Source organism: Mycolicibacterium iranicum (genome assembly GCF_002101705.1).
GTDB lineage: Bacteria > Actinomycetota > Actinomycetes > Mycobacteriales > Mycobacteriaceae > Mycobacterium > Mycobacterium iranicum.
The window spans coordinates 240125-257910 of record NZ_LQPC01000027.1 but is presented as its reverse complement, the minus strand read 5'-3'; the positions used below and the strand labels follow the sequence as shown (position 1 = coordinate 257910).

The window sequence follows — 17786 nt, the reverse complement described above, 5'->3', positions numbered from 1 at the left end:
GGCTCAACTCCCGGAGTGGTCACCGCATCCCCAGACCGCGCGCGATGACCCCGCGTAGCACCTCGTTGGTGCCGCCACGCAACGTGAACCCGGGGCGTTGGTCCACTGCGGCGTTCGACATCGTGTAGAAGTTCTGTCCCGCAGCAGCTTCAGCTGACAGGTGGGCGAATTCGGCGATGTCGCCCTCAGCCGTGGTGCCCAGCACCTTGACGACAGCGGCGGGAACATCGGCGGGTTCGTGCCTCTCCAACGCTCCTGCCACCGCCGACGACATCTGGTGCAATCCGGCGATACGCGCCACCAGACGGCCAAGATCAGCGCTGTGCGGAATATGCTGCGCGGCCATGCTTTCCGCGCACTTGTCCAAAAGGACGAATGTCGAGAGGAAGCGCTCGGGTCCGCTTCGCTCGAAGGCCAACTCGGAGGTCACCTGTTGCCAGCCCTCGCCGATCGTCCCGAACACCATGGTGTCGGGCACGAATACGTTGTCGAGAATCACTTCGTTGAAGTGATGGGCACCGTTCATCGACACGATCGGACGAATGTCCACGCCCGGCGCACGCAGATCGACGATGAACTGACTCAGTCCGGCGTGACGGTGCGCCGGATCAACGGGCTCGGTACGAACGAGCGCGATGAACGCGTGCGCGAGATGAGCACCTGAGGTCCATACCTTCGTGCCGGTCAGCGCCCACCCGCCGTCCACGCGTTCCGCCTTGGTGCGCACGCTGGCCAGGTCGGAACCCGAATCCGGTTCACTCATCCCGATGCCGAAGAAACATTCGCCGCGCGCGATCTTCGGAAGGAACTCTCGCTTCTGAAACTCGGTGCCGTATTTGAGCAGTGACGGCACTATCTGGCGATCGGCGATCCAGTGCGCCGCGACCGGGGAGCCTGCAGCCAGCAGTTCCTCGGTGACGATGAACCTATCGAGGAAGGAGCGGCCGTGCCCGCCATAGGCGACGGGCACTGTCATGCCCAGCCATCCGCGCTCGGCGAGTGCTCGTGTGAAGTTCTCATCCCAGCAGCTCAGCCACGCGTCAGGCGACGGGGTGAACGTGCCCGCGGCGAGTTGTTCGGCGAGAAACCGGCGCACTTCGGCGCGCAGGGATTCGCCGGCGGACGCATCCGCGGTGGACGGTGGTACCAATCGCGGCAGTGCCATCAGTCTCCTCGGACTTCCTCGGCGGCGGACATCTCCTCGGTTGGCGTGTCGTCAGGGGGAGATGCAGTCGCGGCTGGTTCGGGCGGTGTCAACGCGATGCCCAGCGCGAGGAAGAACGCCGCCGTCAGCGCACCACCGAGGTAGTGATTCATCGGGCCGCCGGGTGAGATGAAGCTGCCGGGCGGGCCGATGATTGTGATCGTCTCGAGCAGCTGTTCCACTGTGAACACCGCGGCGGCGGTGCCGAGCCAACCTGGCAGCTGACCTTCGTTGGCGATCAACAGGATCGGGATCGCGACCAGGATGTGGGCAATCGTGGCGACCGGAAGCCACATGGCTGCGATGTCGTCGATGGCTCGCGCTGTGCCGACGGTCACCTGCCCTGGGCGCAGCGCGGGCCCGGCGACGAACCACGCCGTGATGCACAGCTGCGCGACGGTGACGGCCGATCCGATGGTGAACAGATGGGCGGGCGGCCCGGCGAGGCGGTCTCGGGCGAACGCCAGGACGACGACGACGGCCAGTACCGAGAAGGTCAGCAAGAGCGCCTGGATGCGGACGACTCCGGGTTCGGGATTGGGTAGTGCGGGGAGCACCAGCACGGCTGCGGCGTAGAGCACCGCGAACGCGACACCTGCGATCATCGGGGCTCGGCGATTCATATTGAAGAGCAATGGTAGCCACCGCGGACGTGAGGAGCGATCAGGCATCCGCGGACGTGAGGAGCGATCAGGCATCCGCGGACGTGAGGAGCGATCAGGCATCCGCGGACGTGAGGAGCGATTGGGCATCAGCTGTCCCCAATGCCGAATTCATCCACAGGCTGCGCCCGTCGGTGTCGTGACGAGCCGTCGCCGTCACCGGGTGGCAATACCGTCGCCCCATGGCCACCGAATTGCCTTCCGATCGCCTCCGGCGACGCCTCGGATCCGGCGACGGCGCTGATGCTGCGGACGACGACGAACCACCGGACACGTCGCTGTCGAGGTGGCTGCCCACGGAGACGCAGACCGGCCCATCGGCGTGGCTGTCGAAGATCCGCGCAGATCCGGGCCGCGCCGGTGTGGTGGCGCTCGGCGTGGTCGGGGCCGTCGCCGTCCTGGTGACGGTTCTGACGCTGATCCGGGACAGCCCGCCCGCGGTTGTCTCGGCGAAACTCCCGCCGGTGGAGATGGTCTCTTCGGTGGCCCCGACGTCCAGCCAGGCGTCAGCAGGACAGCCGCAGCCGGTGGTGGTCAGCGTCGTCGGTCTGGTTCACACCCCGGGGCTGGTCACACTAGAGCCCGGCGCACGGATCGCCGACGCGCTCGACGCCGCGGGCGGTGCGCTCGACGGCGCCGACGTGCTGGGCCTGAACATGGCGCGTCGCGTCGCCGACGGCGAGCAGATCGTCGTGGGCATCGGTGCGCCGGCCGGGCAGCCGACCGAGATGGGGAGCTCGGTCGTGGCCGAACAATCGCCACCGATACCCGGGGGCTCGTCTGAGAATGCCTCGACACCAACGGGTTTGGTGGACCTGAACACGGCCACGGCAGAGGAACTCGACACTCTGCCCGGAGTCGGGCCGGTGACCGCTGCGGCAATCATCGCGTGGCGGGATACCAACGGCCGCTTCGACAGTGTGGATCAACTCGGCGACGTCGACGGCATCGGACCCGCCCGGCTCGACAAGCTCCGCGACCTCGTCCGTGTCTGACCGCGGTGGATCTGCGACTCGTCCCGGCCGCGCTGACAAGCTGGGCGGTGACGGCCGGCGGCATCCTCTGGTTCCAGGCCGGGGCGGTCGCGATGGTCGTGGGTGCGGTTGCGCTGACCGCCGGCGCGGGCTGGTGGGCCGCGCGCCGCAGTGCGGGCGGTCTCGACCGCCGGGCGCTGACCACGGGTGTGCTGGCGGTGACGCTCGTCGGAATCGGCTTTGCGGTGGCAGTGACAGTGCGGGTCAGCGAGGTCCAGAGTCACCCGGTCACAGGGTATTTCGGCTCGATCACCTCCGTCACGGTGATGCCGTCAGAGACCCCGCGGGTTCTCGAGGGTGGCCGCACGATGATCCGCGGGTCACTGTTGATGCTCGACGGTGTCGAATCCTCCGGCGATGTCGTCGTATTCGCCTCGGGTTCCGATTACTCAATGCTCACGGCGGGGCAGCCGGCGGCATTCCGTGCTCAGGTCGGTCGACCGAAGCGGCGCGACCTGAGCATCGCGGTGCTCTCCGCAACGGGCGAGGCGGTACAAGGCGAGGCGGCCCCAATCCACCGGGCGGCCCATCATCTGCGTGCGCGATTCGCCGACTCCGCGCGGTTGGTACTCCCTGCCGCCGAGGCCGCGATGCTGCCCGCCCTCGTCCTCGGTGACACCTCCGCGGTGGCTGCAGAGACGACGGCAGACTTTCGGGCGTCGGGACTTTCGCATCTGACCGCGGTGTCTGGTGCCAACGTGACGATCGTGTGTGGGGCGGTGCTGATGTCGGCGTTGCTGATCGGACCGCGGGCGGCGGTCGGCCTGGCGGCACTGACGTTGGTGGCGTTCGTGGTCGTCGTCCAGCCGTCACCGAGTGTGCTGCGTGCCGCCGTGATGGGTGCGATCACTCTGCTGGCGGTGCTGTCGCATCGGCGGCGCCAGGCGCTTCCGGCGCTGGCAGGCACAGTGATCGCGCTGATGATCGGCGCACCGCAGTTGGCTGTCGATGTCGGGTTCGCGCTGTCGGCTTCGGCCACCGCGGCGCTGGTGCTGGTCGCCCCGGTGTGGTCGCGACGGCTGACGGGGCGGGGCTGGCCGAAGCCGCTCGCGGACGCGGCAAGTGTGGCGCTCGCCGCGCAGCTTGTCACCGCGCCCCTGGTCGCGGGGGTGTCGGGTTCGGTCAGCCTGGTCGCCGTCGCCGCGAACCTCGCCGTGGCACCGGTGATCGCGCCCATCACCGTGATCGGGACGGCGGCGGCCGCGCTGAGCGCACTGTGGCCTGCCGGTGCCGAGTTGCTCATTCGCTTCACCGGTCCGGAGGTGTGGTGGCTACTGGGCGTGGCGCGCTGGGCTGCCGACATGCCCGCGGCGTCGGTACCGGTGCCATCGGGTGTCGCGGGTGTGGTCGCTGTCGCGGTTGCAGCGGTGGTGATCGGGGCGGTGTGGCATTGGGCGGTGTCGGCGCGACGTGACACCATCGACCGGTGAGTGTGACGGGCCTGCACCTGGTTCTGGGTGACGAGGAGCTTCTTGTCGAACGCGCGGTGTCGGAAGTTCTCAACAGCGCGCGCGCGTCGGCAGGGACGGCCGACGTGCCCGTTGATCGCATGCGGGCAGGCGAGGTCAGCGTAAGTGAGCTGGCGGAACTGCTCAGCCCGTCGCTGTTCGCCGATGAGCGGGTGGTGGTGTTGGAGGCCGCCGCCGAGGCCGGGAAAGATTCCGTCGCGCTCATTGAGGACGCCGCAGCCGACTTGCCGGAGGGCACCTTGCTGGTGGTGATTCACTCCGGCGGGGGGCGGGCAAAGGCGCTCGCCGATCACCTCAAGAAGGTGGGCGCCGAGGTGCATCCGTGTGCGCGGATCACCAAGGCATCGGAGCGCACCGACTTCGTCCGCAAAGAGTTCCGGGCGCTGCGCGCGAAGGTCGACGACGCGACGGTGACGGCGGTGCTCGACGCGGTCGGTTCGGACCTTCGCGAGCTCGCTTCGGCATGCTCGCAGCTGGTGGCTGACACCGGAGGAGCGGTCGACGCGGTGGCGGTGCGCCGTTATCACTCGGGACGGGCCGAGGTGAAGGGCTTCGATATCGCCGACAAGGCGGTGGTCGGGGACGTCGCCGGGGCGGCCGAGGCGCTGCGCTGGGCGATGATGGCCGGCGAGCCCCACGTGGTGCTCGCCGACGCGCTGGCCGAGGCCGTGCACACGATCGCACGGGTCGGTCCACTGTCGGGCGATCCGTACCGGCTGGCCGGCGAACTCGGTATGCCGCCGTGGCGGGTGCAGAAGGCCCAGAAACAGTCCCGGCGTTGGTCACGGGAATCGGTGGCGGAGGCAGTGCGGCTGGTGGCCGCGCTCAACGCCGATGTCAAAGGCGCGGCGGCCGACGCGGATTACGCACTGGAGAAAGCGGTCCGCTCAGTCGCCGAGCTGGTAAGCGAGTAAACAGCTGGAGTGCTGGTAAGCGAGTAAACAGCTGGAGTGCTGGTAAGCGAGTAAACAGCTGGAGTGCTGGTCAGCGACTGAGCGGTCAGAGCTGGGTTCTGAGCCCGGAGCTCAGATCTTCTGGAGAGCCTTGGCCAGCGCCGACTTGCGATTGGCGGCCTGGTTCTTGTGGATGACGCCCTTGCTGGCGGCCTTGTCGAGCTTGCGGCTGGTGGAGACCAGCAGCTCGCCGGCCTTGTCCTTGTCGCCGGCCTCGATTGCTTCACGGAAGCCGCGAACCGCAGTGTGCAGCGACGACTTCACCGACTTGTTGCGCAGCCTGCGGCGCTCGTTGGTGAGGATTCGCTTCTGCTGCGACTTGATGTTGGCCACGCGTGTATTCCTTCTAAATCTCGACAGAGTTGCTGAAGTCTTGGGGCGCCCGCACGGGCGCAGCGACTGTTCAGGGTAGCAGCGAGTGGGTAAAACCCCCAAAGCGAGATGGACTGGCCTGCCGAAATGGCCGGGATGCTGCAGCATGGCAATTGGCATCCACATGCTCGCGCAACGTGCGCTCGGCAAAGAGTAGGGGACATCTTGGCGACCGAAACAGTACGGCCCGCGAAAACTGCCGCGAAGACAGCTGTCAAGCGGCATGACGGAATTTTCGGGGGATACAACAAGCTCGGGTCGTACGCCAAGGCTTTCGATGAGATGTTCGACGCCCACGGCAACGTCCGTGGACCCTACAAGGGCATCCACAAGGAGCTCGCCCCGTCGGACGTGTCCGACCTCGAGGCCCGTACCGAGGCGCTCGGTCGCGCATTCATCGATCAGGGCATCACGTTCTCGCTGTCGGGTCAGGAGCGGCCCTTCCCGCTGGACCTCGTACCGAGGGTCATCTCGGCGGCCGAATGGACGAGGCTCGAACGCGGCATCCGTCAGCGGGTCATGGCGCTGGAGATGTACCTCGACGACATCTATGGCGAACAGGAGATCCTTCGCGACGGCGTCATCCCGCGCCGGCTCGTCACCTCCTGCGAGCACTTCCACCGTGAGGCGGTCGGCATCGCCCCGCCAAACGGCGTGCGCATCCACGTTGCCGGCATCGACCTGATCCGCGACGCCCAGGGCAACTGGCGGGTGCTCGAAGACAACCTGCGGTCCCCATCGGGCGTCTCGTACGTGATGGAGAACCGCCGCACGATGGCGCGCGTGTTCCCGAACCTGTTCGCCACGCACCGGGTGCGCGCCGTCGGCGACTACTCATCACATCTGCTCCGCGCCCTGCGCAACGCCGCCGCGAATAACGTCGCCGACCCGACCGTTGTCGTACTTACCCCCGGCGTCTACAACTCCGCCTACTTCGAGCATTCGCTGCTGGCCCGCCAGATGGGTGTCGAGCTCGTCGAGGGTCGCGACCTGTTCTGCCGCGACAACGCCGTCTACATGCGCACCACCGAAGGTGAACGTCAGGTCGACGTCATCTACCGACGCATCGACGACGACTACCTCGATCCGATGCAGTTCAAGCCTGACTCCGTGCTCGGTGTCGCGGGAGTGCTCAACGCCGCCAGGGCAGGCAACGTCGTCATCTCCAGCGCTGTCGGTAACGGCGTGGGCGACGACAAGCTCGTCTACACCTACGTCCCGACGATCATCGAGTACTACCTCGGTGAGAAGCCGCTGCTGGCCAATGTCGACACGTTCCGCTGCTGGCTCGACGACGAGCGCGAAGAGGTGCTCGACCGGGTGGCGGAACTGGTGATCAAGCCGGTGGAGGGTTCGGGCGGCTATGGGATCGTGTTCGGTCCCGATGCATCCGAAAAGGAGCTCGCGACGATTACGAAGAAGATCATCGCCGACCCGCGCGGCTGGATCGCCCAGCCGGTCATGCAGCTGTCGACGGTTCCCACCCACATCGACGACAAATTGGCGCCCCGCCACGTCGACCTTCGCCCGTTCGCCGTCAACGACGGCAACGACGTATGGGTGCTGCCCGGTGGTCTGACCCGCGTCGCGCTGCCCGAGGGCTCTCTTGTCGTGAACTCCAGCCAGGGCGGTGGCTCGAAGGACACCTGGGTGCTGGCCTCCCGAACCTCGGCCGCCGACCGCGAGCTCGCCGCGGCCGAAGTGGTCCGCTCGCTGCCGACGACGGCGAGCAAGAGCGGCAGCAAGAACGGCAAGGTCGACAGCACGCACGATCAGCAACAGCAGCAGAACCAGCAGTAGGGGAGAGCTGAAACATGTTGGCAAGAAACGCTGAATCGTTGTACTGGATCGGGCGCTATGTCGAACGCGCCGACGACACCGCCCGGATTCTGGACGTGACCGTCCACCAGCTGCTGGAGGACTCAAGCGTCGATCCGGACCTGGCCTCGCGCACGCTGCTCAAGGTTCTGGGGATCGAGCCGCCCGATGAGCGTTTGGACGTGTGGTCGTTGACCGACATCGTCGCGTTCAGCCGCGAGACGTACGGAGGCTGTTCGATCGTCGAGGCGATTTCAGCGGCCCGCGAAAACGCCCGGGGCGCACGGGAGGTCACCTCGAGCGAGATCTGGGAGTGCCTCAACACGACGTACAACGCCCTGGCCGAGCGGGAGCGTGCGGCCAAGCGACTGGGTCCGCACGAGTTCCTGTCCTACGTCGAGGGCAGGGCGGCGATGTTCGCCGGGCTGGCCGACTCGACGCTGAGTCGCGACGACGGCTATCGCTTCATGTTGCTCGGCCGCGCGCTGGAACGCGTCGACATGACGGTGCGCCTTGTGCTTTCACGTGTCGGCGATAGCGCGTCTTCCCCTGCGTGGGTCACCCTGCTGAGGTCCGCAGGAGCGCACGATACGTATCTGCGGACCTATCGAGGTGTGCTCGATGCGGGACGGGTGGTCGAGTTCATGTTGCTGGACCGGCTTTTCCCGCGGTCGATCTTCTACTCGCTGCGACTGGCTGAACACAACCTCGACGAATTGATGAACCGTCCGCACAACCGTCTCGGCGCCACCGCAGAGGCGCAGCGCCTGCTCGGCCGGGCACGCAGCGAGCTCGAGTTTCTTCAGCCCGGGGTACTTCTCGACTCGTTGGAGCAACGGCTGGCCGGTTTGCAACAAACCTGTTTTGACGTCGGAGAAGCGTTGGCGCTGCAGTACTTCCACTCCGCCCCGTGGGTCGCGTGGACGGATGCGGGACACAACGCGTTGGTGATCGAAGAGGGAGAAATTTAGATGTGGCGGATGCGTGTGGTGCATTCGACCGGCTACGCCTACAAGTCCCCGGTGACGGCCTCGTTCAACGAGGCGCGCCTGACGCCGCGGTCTGACTCCCGGCAGAACGTGATTCTCAATCGCGTGGAGACGGTTCCGGCGACCAGGTCCTACCGGTACGTCGATTACTGGGGCACCGCGGTCACGGCGTTCGATCTGCACGCGCCCCACACCGAGCTCGAGGTGACGGCCTCCTCCGTGGTCGAGACGGACCGGCCCGAAGCGCCCAGGGAGAAAGTGACGTGGGCTGACCTGGCAACCGAAGCGGTGATCGACAAGTACGACGAGGTGCTCGCCCCAACCCACTACGTGCCTGCGAGTAAGCGCATCGAACGGGTGGGCCGGCGCATCGCGAAGTACCACGAGCCCGCCGAGGCCGTCATCGAGGCGGCGCGCTGGGTGCAGGCTGAACTGAAGTACGTCCCCGGCACCACGGGAGTGCATACGTCCGGCGTCGACGCGCTGCGCGAGGGCAAGGGCGTGTGTCAGGATTTCGCCCACCTGACGCTGATCCTGTTGCGCAGCATGGGTATTCCATCGCGCTACGTCTCGGGCTATCTGCATCCGAAGAAGAACGCGAAAGTCGGTGAGACGGTCGACGGTCAGAGCCATGCCTGGATTCAGGCGTGGACGGGGGAGTGGTGGTACTACGACCCGACCAACGACGCCGATATCAACGAGCAGTACGTCAGCGTCGGAGTGGGCAGGGATTATTCGGATGTGACCCCGCTGAAGGGGATCTACTCGGGCGAGGGGTCGACCGATCTCGACGTGATCGTCGAGATCACCCGGCTGGCCTAATTGTTCCGGGCGCACACGCCCGGGTGGACCTCGACGCGGTGGAGGTCGTCGCCGATCTCGATCTGGCGGTCGAATTTCGAGGCCGCCAGTGCGCGCCAGTCGTCTTCTTGACCGGGCTGCAGCGTCGGCACGTAGTGGGTCAGGATGAGGATTCCGACGCCGGCCCGGGCAGCGGTCTCGGCGGCCTGCTCCACCGACGAGTGGTAATCGCAGATGTCGCGGATCCGCTGTACCGGCATCGCGTCGATCAAATCCCTGCGGATCACCGTGTGCACCAACGCCCCTGCACCGGCGGCCAGTTCGTCGAGCCCCTCGCAGGGCACCGTGTCGCCTGCCAGCACCACCGACGCGCCGTTGTGCTCGATGCGGAAGCCGATGGTGGGTGCGACGGGCCGATGGTCGGTCGGGCCGACGCGGATGGACACCTCTTCACGGCCCCAGACGACGCCGCCGGTCACCTCCTCGACCTCGACGGGCGGCGGCGTCGTCAGATCCGCATGGTGGGCGATGCGATAGCCGATGTCGAAGCTGAACGCCTTCAACATGTTCTCGACGACGGCGGCGGTCCCCGGAGGGCCGATGATCGGCAGTGGTGGCAGATCGGGAGCGAAGTTCGACACCCACCGGGTGATGAGCACGTCGCCGAGGTCGGCGATGTGGTCACTGTGCAGGTGTGTCAACAGCAGCGCAGTGATGGAGTTGGCGCCCACGCCGACGGCGGCGGCGCGCTGCAGCACGCCGCGGCCGCAGTCGATCAAGAAGATCTGCTCCCCGGCGCGCACGAGCGTCGACGGACCGGCGCGCCGAGCGTCGGGAATCGGACTTCCGGTGCCGAGCAGCGTCACTTCGATCATGCCGCCAGGTATACCGGCCCGCAGGGCTCCGCGCGCGGTAATCGCGCGTTGGCTTTCCGCTATGCGCGGCTTGAACCCACGTGGGACATGTCTGCGTAGCGGGCACCGGTGACCGCGTCACCTGCCGCGCCGAGCGCGTCGACCTGATCGGGTGTCAACGTCACCGACAGCGAGGCGAGGTTTTCGTCGATGCGCGCGGCGCGGCGAGTCCCGGGGATGGGCACCGAAGCGACCCCGAGATCCTCGGCGCGATGACGCAACCACGCCAGGGCGACCTGAGCCGGCGTCGCTCCCACGTCGTCGGCGACGGCGACGACGGCGTCGACGACGCGCTGGTTCGCATCCAGCGCGGCTCCGGTGAAACGGGGCATGGTGCGCCGAAAGTCGTTGTCGCCCATGTCGGCGGTCGACCGCACTGCGCCCGCGAGGAAGCCGCGGCCCAACGGAGAGAAAGGAACCAGTCCGATGCCGAGTTCGGCGGCGGCCGGGGCGATGGCGGCTTCGACGTCGCGAGACCAGATCGACCATTCGCTCTGCAGGGCAGCGATCGGGTGAACGGCATTGGCGGCCCGCAAATCTGCCGCGGAAACCTCGGACAATCCGAGGTGGCGGACCTTGCCCGCGGTCACCAGTTCGGCCATGGCGCCAACGGTTTCCTCGATCTGGACGTTCGGGTCGCGCCGGTGCAGGTAATAGAGATCGACCGTATCGGTCTGCAGCCGTTGGAGGCTCTCGTCGATGCACTGGCGGACGTAGGCCGCGTCACCGCGCAGCGCGACGCGGCCCGCCGCGCGCTCGGCGGGGTTGGAGACGATGCCGAACTTCGTGGCGAGGGTGACCTCGTCGCGGCGGTCGGCCAAGAGGCGCGCGAACAGTCGCTCGTTGTCGCCGGAACCGTAGACGTTCGCCGTGTCGAGGAAGGTGACACCGACGTCGACGGCGTGGTGGAGGGTGGCCAGCGACTCGGCGTCGTCGACGGCGCCACCGTAGACAGGAGTCAGCGCCATTCCTCCGAATCCCATTGCGCTAACTGCTAGTTCATCGCCGAGAGTGATCGATTCCGGCATGGTGTCCTTTCGGGCGGGAATGGATACTGTTCTGCAACCGGGGCAATGGCGGTTCTGTTCCGCTGGAACATGCGCAGGAGTAACCTGATGTGAGCCAGGTCACTCAGGGAGATGTCGATGCGGATTTCCGACGTGCTGCGCAGCAAGGGTGCCACGGTCGCCACGATCACACCGGAGACTTCCGTCGCCGGGCTCCTGACGGAGCTGTCGGTGCACAACATCGGGGCGATGGTGGTGGTCTCGCCCGACGGGCTTCTCGGCATCGTGTCCGAGCGCGATGTGGTGCGTAAGCTCCACGAGATGGGTGCTGACCTGCTCTGCCGTCCCGTCTCGGAAATCATGACCGCGCTCGTGGCGACCTGCTCGCCCGAGGATTCCGTCGACAGTTTGAGCGTGCTGATGACCACCAATCGGGTGCGGCACGTCCCCGTCGTCGTGGACGGCCGGCTCGCGGGGATCGTGAGCATCGGTGATGTCGTGAAGACCCGCATGGAGGAGCTCGAGCGCGAACACGAGCAGCTTCAGGCCTACATCACGCAGGGTTGATGGCCGACGTCGATGTCCGGTTCGCACAGAAACCGGACGTGAAAGAGCTGTCGCACGTGCTGGGGCGGGCGTTCTTCGACGACCCCGTGATGATGTGGATGGTGCCCGACGACGCCAAACGCGCCCGCGCGCTTCCGCTGGTGTTCGGCGCGATGACGCGACACCACTACATCGGGAACGGAGCGGTTCAGGTCGCGTCCCGAGCGGGCACGATCGGCGCCGCGGCGCTGTGGGACCCGCCGGGGCGGTGGAAGCAGACACCGCGCGAGGAGTTCCGGATGATGCCGAGCTTTCTGCGGGCGATGGGCCTGCAAGTGGGGCGCGGGATGGGCATCTCCGAGCTGATGAAGAAGCACCATCCTGAGGAGCCGCACTGGTATCTCGCAGTGATCGGCAGCAATCCCGATGTGCGCGGGGGCGGGTTCGGGCATGCATTGATGACGTCGCGACTGGACAAATGCGACAGGGAGGGCGCACCGGCCTACCTGGAGTCCAGCAAAGAGTCCAACGTGCCGTACTACATGCGATTCGGCTTCGAGGTGACCGGCGAGCTCACGATCCCTGACGGCGGCCCGACGATGTGGCAGATGTGGCGCCGACCAGCCTGATCAGCTCGCTCCCTGTTGAGGCGGGAATCAGGACCACGAGTACTCGGCGCGCAGCCGCGCCGCGACGATGTCGAACACCGTCCGGTCCAGCACTGCGCCCTCGCGCCTGATGCCTTCCTCGGGCACGTCCAGCACCCGGTCGAGGCGCACCCAACTGGCTCTGCCTTCGTCATCCCAGGTGCCGCTCCCGATGCCGACCCAGTTGGGGTCGTCGCGGTGGTGGTCCTGGCTCGACAGCATCAACCCGAGCAGGATGTGGCTGTCGCGGCCCACAACGAGTACGGGACGGTCCTTGCCCCTGGTCGGGTCGTCTTCGTAAACCACCCAGGTCCAGACGATCTCCCCGGGGTCGGCGCGGCCGTCGAGGTCCGGGGAGTACGAGACCTTGCGGGCGCGGTGCGCGGTGGGGACGAAATTGTTGGAGACGGGACGGCCCGCGGGCAGCGCGGGTGTGCTCTTGTCAGCGGCGCCGGCGAGGACGTCCAGGCCGATCCGGATACCCTGCTGGATGCCGCGCTGCAGGGTGTCGGATCTTTGCAGTTGACGAACCAGTTTCGGCGCCTCGTTGAACACGAGGTTCTCGGTGCTCTTCACCAAGAAGCGTTGAAACGCCTTGAAAGGCGATGCCGAGGTGGCCATACCCGCCAAGCATAGGCGCTGAGGATCCGCCTCGATTGGGCTGCGGGGTGCTGCGGTCGATACTCTGGATGGGCCTGATCAGGCTGACAGAACCCGCTCACCAGGAGAAACCCATCAGCAGCTTCGCCGACAAGACGTTCACTGCGCCGGCGCAGATCCGGAACTTCTGCATCATCGCCCACATCGACCACGGCAAGTCCACGTTGGCCGACCGGATGCTGCAGCTCACCGGCGTCGTGGACGAGCGCTCGATGCGGGCCCAGTACCTCGACCGGATGGACATCGAGCGTGAGCGCGGCATCACCATCAAGGCGCAGAACGTGCGGCTGCCGTGGGTGGTCAACGGCGAAGAGTTCGTGCTGCATTTGATCGACACGCCTGGCCATGTTGATTTCACCTATGAGGTGTCCCGCGCGCTGGAGGCGTGCGAAGGTGCGGTGCTGCTGGTCGACGCGGCGCAGGGTATCGAGGCGCAGACCCTGGCAAACCTGTATTTGGCGCTGGATCGCGACCTGACGATCATCCCGGTGCTCAACAAGATCGACCTGCCCGCCGCCGACCCCGACCGGTACGCCGGTGAAATCGCCCACATCATCGGTTGCGAACCCGAGGATGTGCTGCGGGTGTCGGGCAAGACCGGCGCCGGTGTCGCCGACCTGCTCGACCACGTGGTCCGAGAGATCCCGCCGCCGCAGGGCGACCCGGATGCGCCCGCCCGGGCGATGATCTTTGACTCCGTCTACGACATCTACCGCGGCGTCGTCACCTACGTGCGCGTGGTCGACGGCAAGATCACCCCGCGCGAGCGCATCGCGATGATGTCGACAGGCGCTACCCACGAACTGCTCGAGGTGGGGATCGTCTCGCCGGAACCCAAGCCGTCCGACGGTCTCGGCGTCGGTGAGGTGGGTTACCTGATCACCGGCGTGAAGGACGTGCGCCAGTCCAAGGTCGGTGACACGGTGACGACGGCGCGTAAGGGCGCGACCGAAGCGCTCACCGGCTACCGCGAACCCAAGCCGATGGTGTACTCGGGCCTTTACCCGGTCGACGGCTCCGATTACCCGGTGCTGCGCGAGGCGCTGGACAAGCTGCAGCTCAACGACGCGGCGCTGACCTACGAGCCGGAGACGTCGGTGGCGCTCGGGTTCGGGTTCCGCTGCGGGTTTCTCGGGCTGTTGCACATGGAGATCACCCGCGAGCGGCTGGAGCGCGAGTTCAACCTCGACCTGATCTCGACCGCGCCCAACGTGGTCTACCGGGTTGTGAAAGAAGACAACACCGAGGTCATCGTGACCAACCCGTCGGACTGGCCCGAAGGCAAGGTCCGTTCGGTGTTCGAGCCGGTCGTCAAGACGACGGTCATCGCGCCGAGCGAGTTCATCGGCACGATCATGGAGCTGTGCCAGGCCCGGCGCGGCGAACTCGGCGGCATGGACTACCTGTCGCCCGAGCGCGTCGAGCTGCGGTACACGATGCCGCTCGGCGAGATCATCTTCGACTTCTTCGACTCGCTGAAGTCACGTACCCGCGGCTACGCCAGCCTCGACTACGAGGAGGCCGGCGAGCAGGAGGCCGATCTGGTCAAGGTCGACATCCTGTTGCAGGGCGAAGCCGTCGACGCGTTCAGTGCCATCGTGCACAAGGACGGTGCGTCGGCGTACGGCAACAAGATGACGACCAAGCTCAAGGAACTGATTCCGCGCCAACAGTTCGAGGTGCCGGTGCAGGCCGCCATCGGGTCGAGAATCATTGCGCGCGAGAACATCCGGGCGATCCGCAAAGACGTGCTCTCCAAGTGCTACGGCGGCGACATCACGCGTAAGCGCAAGCTGTTGGAGAAGCAGAAAGAGGGCAAGAAGCGGATGAAGACGATCGGCCGGGTCGATGTTCCGCAGGAAGCGTTTGTCGCGGCACTGTCCACCGAGTCGGCTGCCGATAAACCCAAGAAGTAGGTCAGGTTGTGAACCGGCGGGTGCGTAGAGGCGCTGTGATGGCCGCGACCGCGCTGTCGGTATGGACGGCGGCTTGCACCAGTGTCGTGGACGGGGCGGCCGTGCGCGGTGACAGCGCCTCGCCCACAGCGATTCTGGGGGAGGGCGACCTCGACGCCATCCTGCTCGACGACGAGGAACTCAACAACCTGCTGGGCAGTTCTGACATCGAAGTCACCGACGAGGTCCGCGAGATGACCGACGACTCGGCCGACGTGTCGGATCCCGACTGCATCGGCGCGCTGTACACCGCAGAAGAGCCGGTTTATGCCGATACCGGGTATGCGGCCGTGCTGACGCGGCTGGCCAGTGAGTCAGGCGACGAGTACGAGCACTGGGTGGAGGAGACCGCGGTCGTCATGCCGTCGGCGCAGGACGCCGAAGAGTTCGTCGCCGAGTCGGCGCAGCAATGGCAGGGCTGCGCAGGGCGGACCGTGTCGATCAGCGACGGCGAGGACTGGTACGACTGGGATTTGAGCGACGCCGTGCGAACCGATGGCATCCTGAGCCAAAGGTCGACGGCCTTGGATTCGATCGAATGGCAGTGCGAACATGCCCTCGCCGCCGCGTCGAATGTGGTGCTGGAGGCCTCGGTGTGCGCCGAACAGATCACTGACGAAGCGACGAAGTTGCTCACTGAGATGGTCGCCAAAGCCGCCGAGCGGTGAAGGCGCGCCGTGTTCCCTTTGGGGCGTCACGGATTTGCGCCGACTACGCGAGTACGTCGATCAATTCGCCGACGGTGTGCGCGGACTCCAGCGGGTGGCGCAAGCGTCCCGACGGATTCACCGAGTAGCTGTTGCGCCTGCCGACCTTCGTTTTCTCCAGGTAGCCCTCAGCGATCAGGTCGGCCAGGATGGCCTGCACCGAGCGCTCCGTGATCCCGATGAGCAGGCTCAGTTCCCGGGCGGTCAGCGATTCCCGCGCCAGGCACAACAGGACGTGGGCGTGGTTGGTCAGGAAAGTCCATGCGCGCGGCTGACCGCCGGACTCGACCAGAGCCTTGACGCCGGCCGCGGGCACCTTTTTCGGCCGCCCGCGTGTGGCCGCCTTCTTGGGGGTGCGGGCCGGCGGGGGCGTCTTCGGTGTTCGTTTCGCGGCGACCATCGCAAGACATGGTACGGCCCATTCGTGTGAAGCATTTCACTAATCCAGCGTGTCGCTCGCCGCCTTCGCGGTTCGGGTCGCGAGGAGGCTCCACACGATGGACACCGTGAGCGTCACGACGATGACGCCAAGGGTCACCGGAATCGGAAGTTTGCCGACTGGAGTCTCCGACAGGATGAGCTTGACGCCAGCGAAGGCCAGCAGCACCGCGAGGCCGTAGTGCAGATGGGTGAACCGTCGGAGCAGCCCTGACAGGCAGAAGTACAGGCTGCGCAGGCCCAGCACCGCAAAGGCATTGGCGGTCCAGACGATGAACGTGCTGGTGGTGATCGCCAGCACGGCAGCCACCGAGTCGATCGCGAAGATCAGATCGGTCGCCTCGACCGCGATCAGGACGACGAAGAGCAGCGTGGCCATCCGCTTGCCGTTGACCCGCGTGAACAGTTTGTCCCCGTGGTAGCGCGGATCTGTCGGGATCACCCGGCGCACCAATCGCACGATCAGGTTCTTGTCCGGTTCGAGTGTGTTGTCGTGCTGGAAGGCCATCTTGTAGGCGGTATAGATCAGGAACGCCCCGAAGATGTAGGCCGTCCAGAAGAATGCGGCCAGCAGTTCCGCGCCGATGAAGATGAACACCAAACGGAACAGCAGCGCGCCGATGACCCCCCAGAACAGCACCTTGTGCTGATAGTGGTCCGGCACTGCGAAGTAAGTGAAGATCAGCGCGAAGACGAAGACGTTGTCGACCGAGAGGGCCTTCTCGATCAGGTAACCGGCGTAATAGGTTCCTGAGACCTCGGCGCCGTAGACCCACCAGACGATCACGCCGAAGCCCAGTCCCGCGGCAATCCAGATGGACGACCACACGGCGGCTTCGCGGAAGCTGATGACATGGTTGTCGCGGTGCAGGAAAAGGTCGATCGCCAGCATCACCGCGATGGCCGCGGTCAGTGCGGCCCATCCCCACAGTGGAACGACTATTGCGTCGGCCATCGGTCTCCCTTGATCTGGTGAACTGTCGGTATCAAGTCAGTCGGTGGTCGGCATTGCCGCCCCGATGCGCACCTCGCGGACGCCGGGGACCATCCGCATCAGCGCCGTGGCGATCCGACGCTCTGCGTCGCTGTCGAAATGTCCGGCGACAAGAACCGTGCCCTGCCGCACCTGGGCGATCCACCGGCGCTTGCCGGTGTAGCCATCGAGCATCTTCTGTGCTCCCACGGCGATGACGTCGTCGCTGGTCAGGTCGAGTCGCAGCAGGTCACCTCGGCTTATGATGCCGATCACTCGTCGCTCGTCGTCAATGACCGGGACGCTGCGAATACCGCGGCGCACCAGCAGTCGGCCGATCTCGTCGAGGTCGGAGTGAAAACCGACGGCAACCGCGGGAGCAGTCATCGCAGTGTTCGCCGTCGCGTCACCCGCGGTGCCGGCACGAAGTACGTCACCGGCGGTGAGAAAGCCTAGAAGGCAACCAGATTCGTCTACAACGGGCAGTCCGGCGAAGCCGTAATCGGCCAGCACCGTACCGGCTTCACGCAGTGGCGCCGAGGACCGCACCGAAACTACCGGGCGAATCATGACATCTCCTGCGCGCACTGTCGGCGTCCTTCCTCTCGAGGCTTTAGTGCGAACAGTAACACACGAA

19 protein-coding genes are annotated in these 17786 nt (G+C 66.1%); 10 read left to right on the top strand and 9 right to left on the bottom strand.

The genetic code is table 11. The features are described 5' to 3' along the window. Window positions 1-19: 19 nt before the first annotated feature. Together AWC12_RS10630 and AWC12_RS10625 are read right to left on the bottom strand one after the other, a co-directional pair. Window positions 20-1165 (bottom strand): acyl-CoA dehydrogenase family protein, encoded by a 1146-nt coding sequence (locus AWC12_RS10630; protein WP_085174131.1) that lies wholly within the window; start codon window positions 1163-1165, stop codon window positions 20-22. Continuing rightward, window positions 1165-1827 carry a hypothetical protein gene (locus AWC12_RS10625; RefSeq protein ID WP_024449615.1) on the bottom strand — a complete coding sequence of 221 codons (663 nt, stop codon included), beginning with the start codon at window positions 1825-1827 and terminating at the stop codon, window positions 1165-1167. The genes AWC12_RS10630 and AWC12_RS10625 overlap by 1 nt, the downstream gene beginning before the upstream one ends. A gap of 221 nt (window positions 1828-2048) precedes the next feature. Between AWC12_RS10625 and AWC12_RS10620 the strand changes: the two genes are divergently transcribed. Genes AWC12_RS10620 through holA form a run of 3 tightly spaced genes read left to right on the top strand, consistent with a single transcriptional unit; the run spans window position 2049 to window position 5283 of the window. After that, window positions 2049-2861, top strand: coding sequence for a ComEA family DNA-binding protein (locus AWC12_RS10620; RefSeq protein ID WP_085174129.1), 813 nt, complete (start codon window positions 2049-2051; stop codon window positions 2859-2861). 5 nt (window positions 2862-2866) lie between these two features. Further along, window positions 2867-4330 carry a ComEC/Rec2 family competence protein gene (locus tag AWC12_RS10615; RefSeq protein ID WP_234813937.1) on the top strand — a complete coding sequence of 488 codons (1464 nt, stop codon included), beginning with the start codon at window positions 2867-2869 and terminating at the stop codon, window positions 4328-4330. After that, the gene (gene holA, locus AWC12_RS10610) at window positions 4327-5283 is read left to right on the top strand and encodes a DNA polymerase III subunit delta (protein ID WP_085174127.1); all 957 of its coding nucleotides are present in this window, start codon (window positions 4327-4329) and stop codon (window positions 5281-5283) included. The genes AWC12_RS10615 and holA overlap by 4 nt, the downstream gene beginning before the upstream one ends. A gap of 111 nt (window positions 5284-5394) precedes the next feature. On the opposite strand, the gene rpsT is transcribed toward holA, so the two are convergent. Then, window positions 5395-5655 (bottom strand): 30S ribosomal protein S20, encoded by a 261-nt coding sequence (rpsT, locus tag AWC12_RS10605; RefSeq protein ID WP_085174125.1) that lies wholly within the window; start codon window positions 5653-5655, stop codon window positions 5395-5397. Window positions 5656-5859: 204 nt separating this feature from the next. On the opposite strand from rpsT, the gene AWC12_RS10600 reads away from it, so the two are divergent. From AWC12_RS10600 to AWC12_RS10590, 3 genes are read left to right on the top strand one after another with little or no spacing between them, the layout of a single operon-like run. After that, the gene (locus AWC12_RS10600) at window positions 5860-7494 is read left to right on the top strand and encodes a circularly permuted type 2 ATP-grasp protein (RefSeq protein WP_081660178.1); all 1635 of its coding nucleotides are present in this window, start codon (window positions 5860-5862) and stop codon (window positions 7492-7494) included. A gap of 14 nt (window positions 7495-7508) precedes the next feature. Then, window positions 7509-8483, top strand: a complete 975-nt coding sequence (locus AWC12_RS10595; RefSeq protein ID WP_024449533.1) for an alpha-E domain-containing protein — start codon at window positions 7509-7511, stop codon at window positions 8481-8483. After that, entirely contained in the window at window positions 8484-9323 is an 840-nt protein-coding gene (locus tag AWC12_RS10590; protein WP_024449534.1) for a transglutaminase family protein, read from the top strand. On the opposite strand, the gene AWC12_RS10585 is transcribed toward AWC12_RS10590, so the two are convergent. Continuing rightward, on the bottom strand, window positions 9320-10177 hold the full coding sequence (locus AWC12_RS10585) for a ribonuclease Z (RefSeq protein WP_024449535.1): 858 nt from the start codon (window positions 10175-10177) through the stop codon (window positions 9320-9322). The genes AWC12_RS10590 and AWC12_RS10585 overlap by 4 nt on opposite strands. Window positions 10178-10236: 59 nt before the next feature. Continuing rightward, window positions 10237-11244, bottom strand: a complete 1008-nt coding sequence (locus AWC12_RS10580) for an aldo/keto reductase (RefSeq protein ID WP_085174123.1) — start codon at window positions 11242-11244, stop codon at window positions 10237-10239. 117 nt (window positions 11245-11361) lie between these two features. Between AWC12_RS10580 and AWC12_RS10575 the strand changes: the two genes are divergently transcribed. After that, a complete protein-coding gene (locus AWC12_RS10575; protein WP_085174195.1) occupies window positions 11362-11790 on the top strand; it encodes a CBS domain-containing protein in 429 nt (142 codons plus the stop codon). Further along, window positions 11790-12398: a GNAT family N-acetyltransferase gene (locus tag AWC12_RS10570; RefSeq protein ID WP_024449538.1), complete on the top strand. Its 609-nt coding sequence runs from the start codon at window positions 11790-11792 to the stop codon at window positions 12396-12398. Before AWC12_RS10575 ends, AWC12_RS10570 begins: the two co-directional genes overlap by 1 nt. A gap of 27 nt (window positions 12399-12425) precedes the next feature. Here the strand turns inward: AWC12_RS10570 and AWC12_RS10565 are convergent, their stop codons facing one another. Continuing rightward, window positions 12426-13037, bottom strand: a complete 612-nt coding sequence (locus AWC12_RS10565) for a type II toxin-antitoxin system PemK/MazF family toxin (RefSeq protein WP_024449539.1) — start codon at window positions 13035-13037, stop codon at window positions 12426-12428. Window positions 13038-13105: 68 nt separating this feature from the next. On the opposite strand from AWC12_RS10565, the gene lepA reads away from it, so the two are divergent. After that, window positions 13106-14992, top strand: coding sequence for a translation elongation factor 4 (gene lepA, locus AWC12_RS10560; RefSeq protein WP_085174121.1), 1887 nt, complete (start codon window positions 13106-13108; stop codon window positions 14990-14992). A gap of 38 nt (window positions 14993-15030) precedes the next feature. Next, window positions 15031-15699, top strand: a complete 669-nt coding sequence (locus AWC12_RS10555; RefSeq protein WP_085174119.1) for a sensor domain-containing protein — start codon at window positions 15031-15033, stop codon at window positions 15697-15699. 43 nt (window positions 15700-15742) lie between these two features. On the opposite strand, the gene AWC12_RS10550 is transcribed toward AWC12_RS10555, so the two are convergent. The 3 genes from AWC12_RS10550 to AWC12_RS10540 are packed head-to-tail and all read right to left on the bottom strand — an operon-like array spanning window position 15743 to window position 17719. Continuing rightward, window positions 15743-16138 (bottom strand): helix-turn-helix transcriptional regulator, encoded by a 396-nt coding sequence (locus AWC12_RS10550; protein ID WP_234813936.1) that lies wholly within the window; start codon window positions 16136-16138, stop codon window positions 15743-15745. Window positions 16139-16177: 39 nt separating this feature from the next. Then, entirely contained in the window at window positions 16178-17131 is a 954-nt protein-coding gene (locus AWC12_RS10545) for a TerC family protein (protein WP_085174117.1), read from the bottom strand. Between the two features lie 36 nt (window positions 17132-17167). Beyond that, window positions 17168-17719, bottom strand: a complete 552-nt coding sequence (locus AWC12_RS10540; protein WP_085174115.1) for a CBS domain-containing protein — start codon at window positions 17717-17719, stop codon at window positions 17168-17170. Window positions 17720-17786: the final 67 nt, after the last annotated feature.

Excerpts from the sequence above, each read along its gene's own strand:
- AWC12_RS10630 (WP_085174131.1), bottom strand. The coding sequence starts at position 1,165 with ATGGCACTGCCGCGATTGGTACCACCGTCCACCGCGGATGCGTCCGCC.
- AWC12_RS10625 (WP_024449615.1), bottom strand. The coding sequence starts at position 1,827 with ATGAATCGCCGAGCCCCGATGATCGCAGGTGTCGCGTTCGCGGTGCTC.
- AWC12_RS10620 (WP_085174129.1), top strand. The coding sequence starts at position 2,049 with ATGGCCACCGAATTGCCTTCCGATCGCCTCCGGCGACGCCTCGGATCC.
- AWC12_RS10595 (WP_024449533.1), top strand. The coding sequence starts at position 7,509 with ATGTTGGCAAGAAACGCTGAATCGTTGTACTGGATCGGGCGCTATGTC.
- AWC12_RS10590 (WP_024449534.1), top strand. The coding sequence starts at position 8,484 with ATGTGGCGGATGCGTGTGGTGCATTCGACCGGCTACGCCTACAAGTCC.
- AWC12_RS10585 (WP_024449535.1), bottom strand. The coding sequence starts at position 10,177 with ATGATCGAAGTGACGCTGCTCGGCACCGGAAGTCCGATTCCCGACGCT.
- AWC12_RS10580 (WP_085174123.1), bottom strand. The coding sequence starts at position 11,244 with ATGCCGGAATCGATCACTCTCGGCGATGAACTAGCAGTTAGCGCAATG.
- AWC12_RS10575 (WP_085174195.1), top strand. The coding sequence starts at position 11,362 with ATGCGGATTTCCGACGTGCTGCGCAGCAAGGGTGCCACGGTCGCCACG.
- AWC12_RS10570 (WP_024449538.1), top strand. The coding sequence starts at position 11,790 with ATGGCCGACGTCGATGTCCGGTTCGCACAGAAACCGGACGTGAAAGAG.
- AWC12_RS10565 (WP_024449539.1), bottom strand. The coding sequence starts at position 13,037 with ATGGCCACCTCGGCATCGCCTTTCAAGGCGTTTCAACGCTTCTTGGTG.
- lepA (WP_085174121.1), top strand. The coding sequence starts at position 13,106 with ATGGGCCTGATCAGGCTGACAGAACCCGCTCACCAGGAGAAACCCATC.
- AWC12_RS10555 (WP_085174119.1), top strand. The coding sequence starts at position 15,031 with ATGGCCGCGACCGCGCTGTCGGTATGGACGGCGGCTTGCACCAGTGTC.
- AWC12_RS10550 (WP_234813936.1), bottom strand. The coding sequence starts at position 16,138 with ATGGTCGCCGCGAAACGAACACCGAAGACGCCCCCGCCGGCCCGCACC.
- AWC12_RS10545 (WP_085174117.1), bottom strand. The coding sequence starts at position 17,131 with ATGGCCGACGCAATAGTCGTTCCACTGTGGGGATGGGCCGCACTGACC.
- AWC12_RS10540 (WP_085174115.1), bottom strand. The coding sequence starts at position 17,719 with ATGATTCGCCCGGTAGTTTCGGTGCGGTCCTCGGCGCCACTGCGTGAA.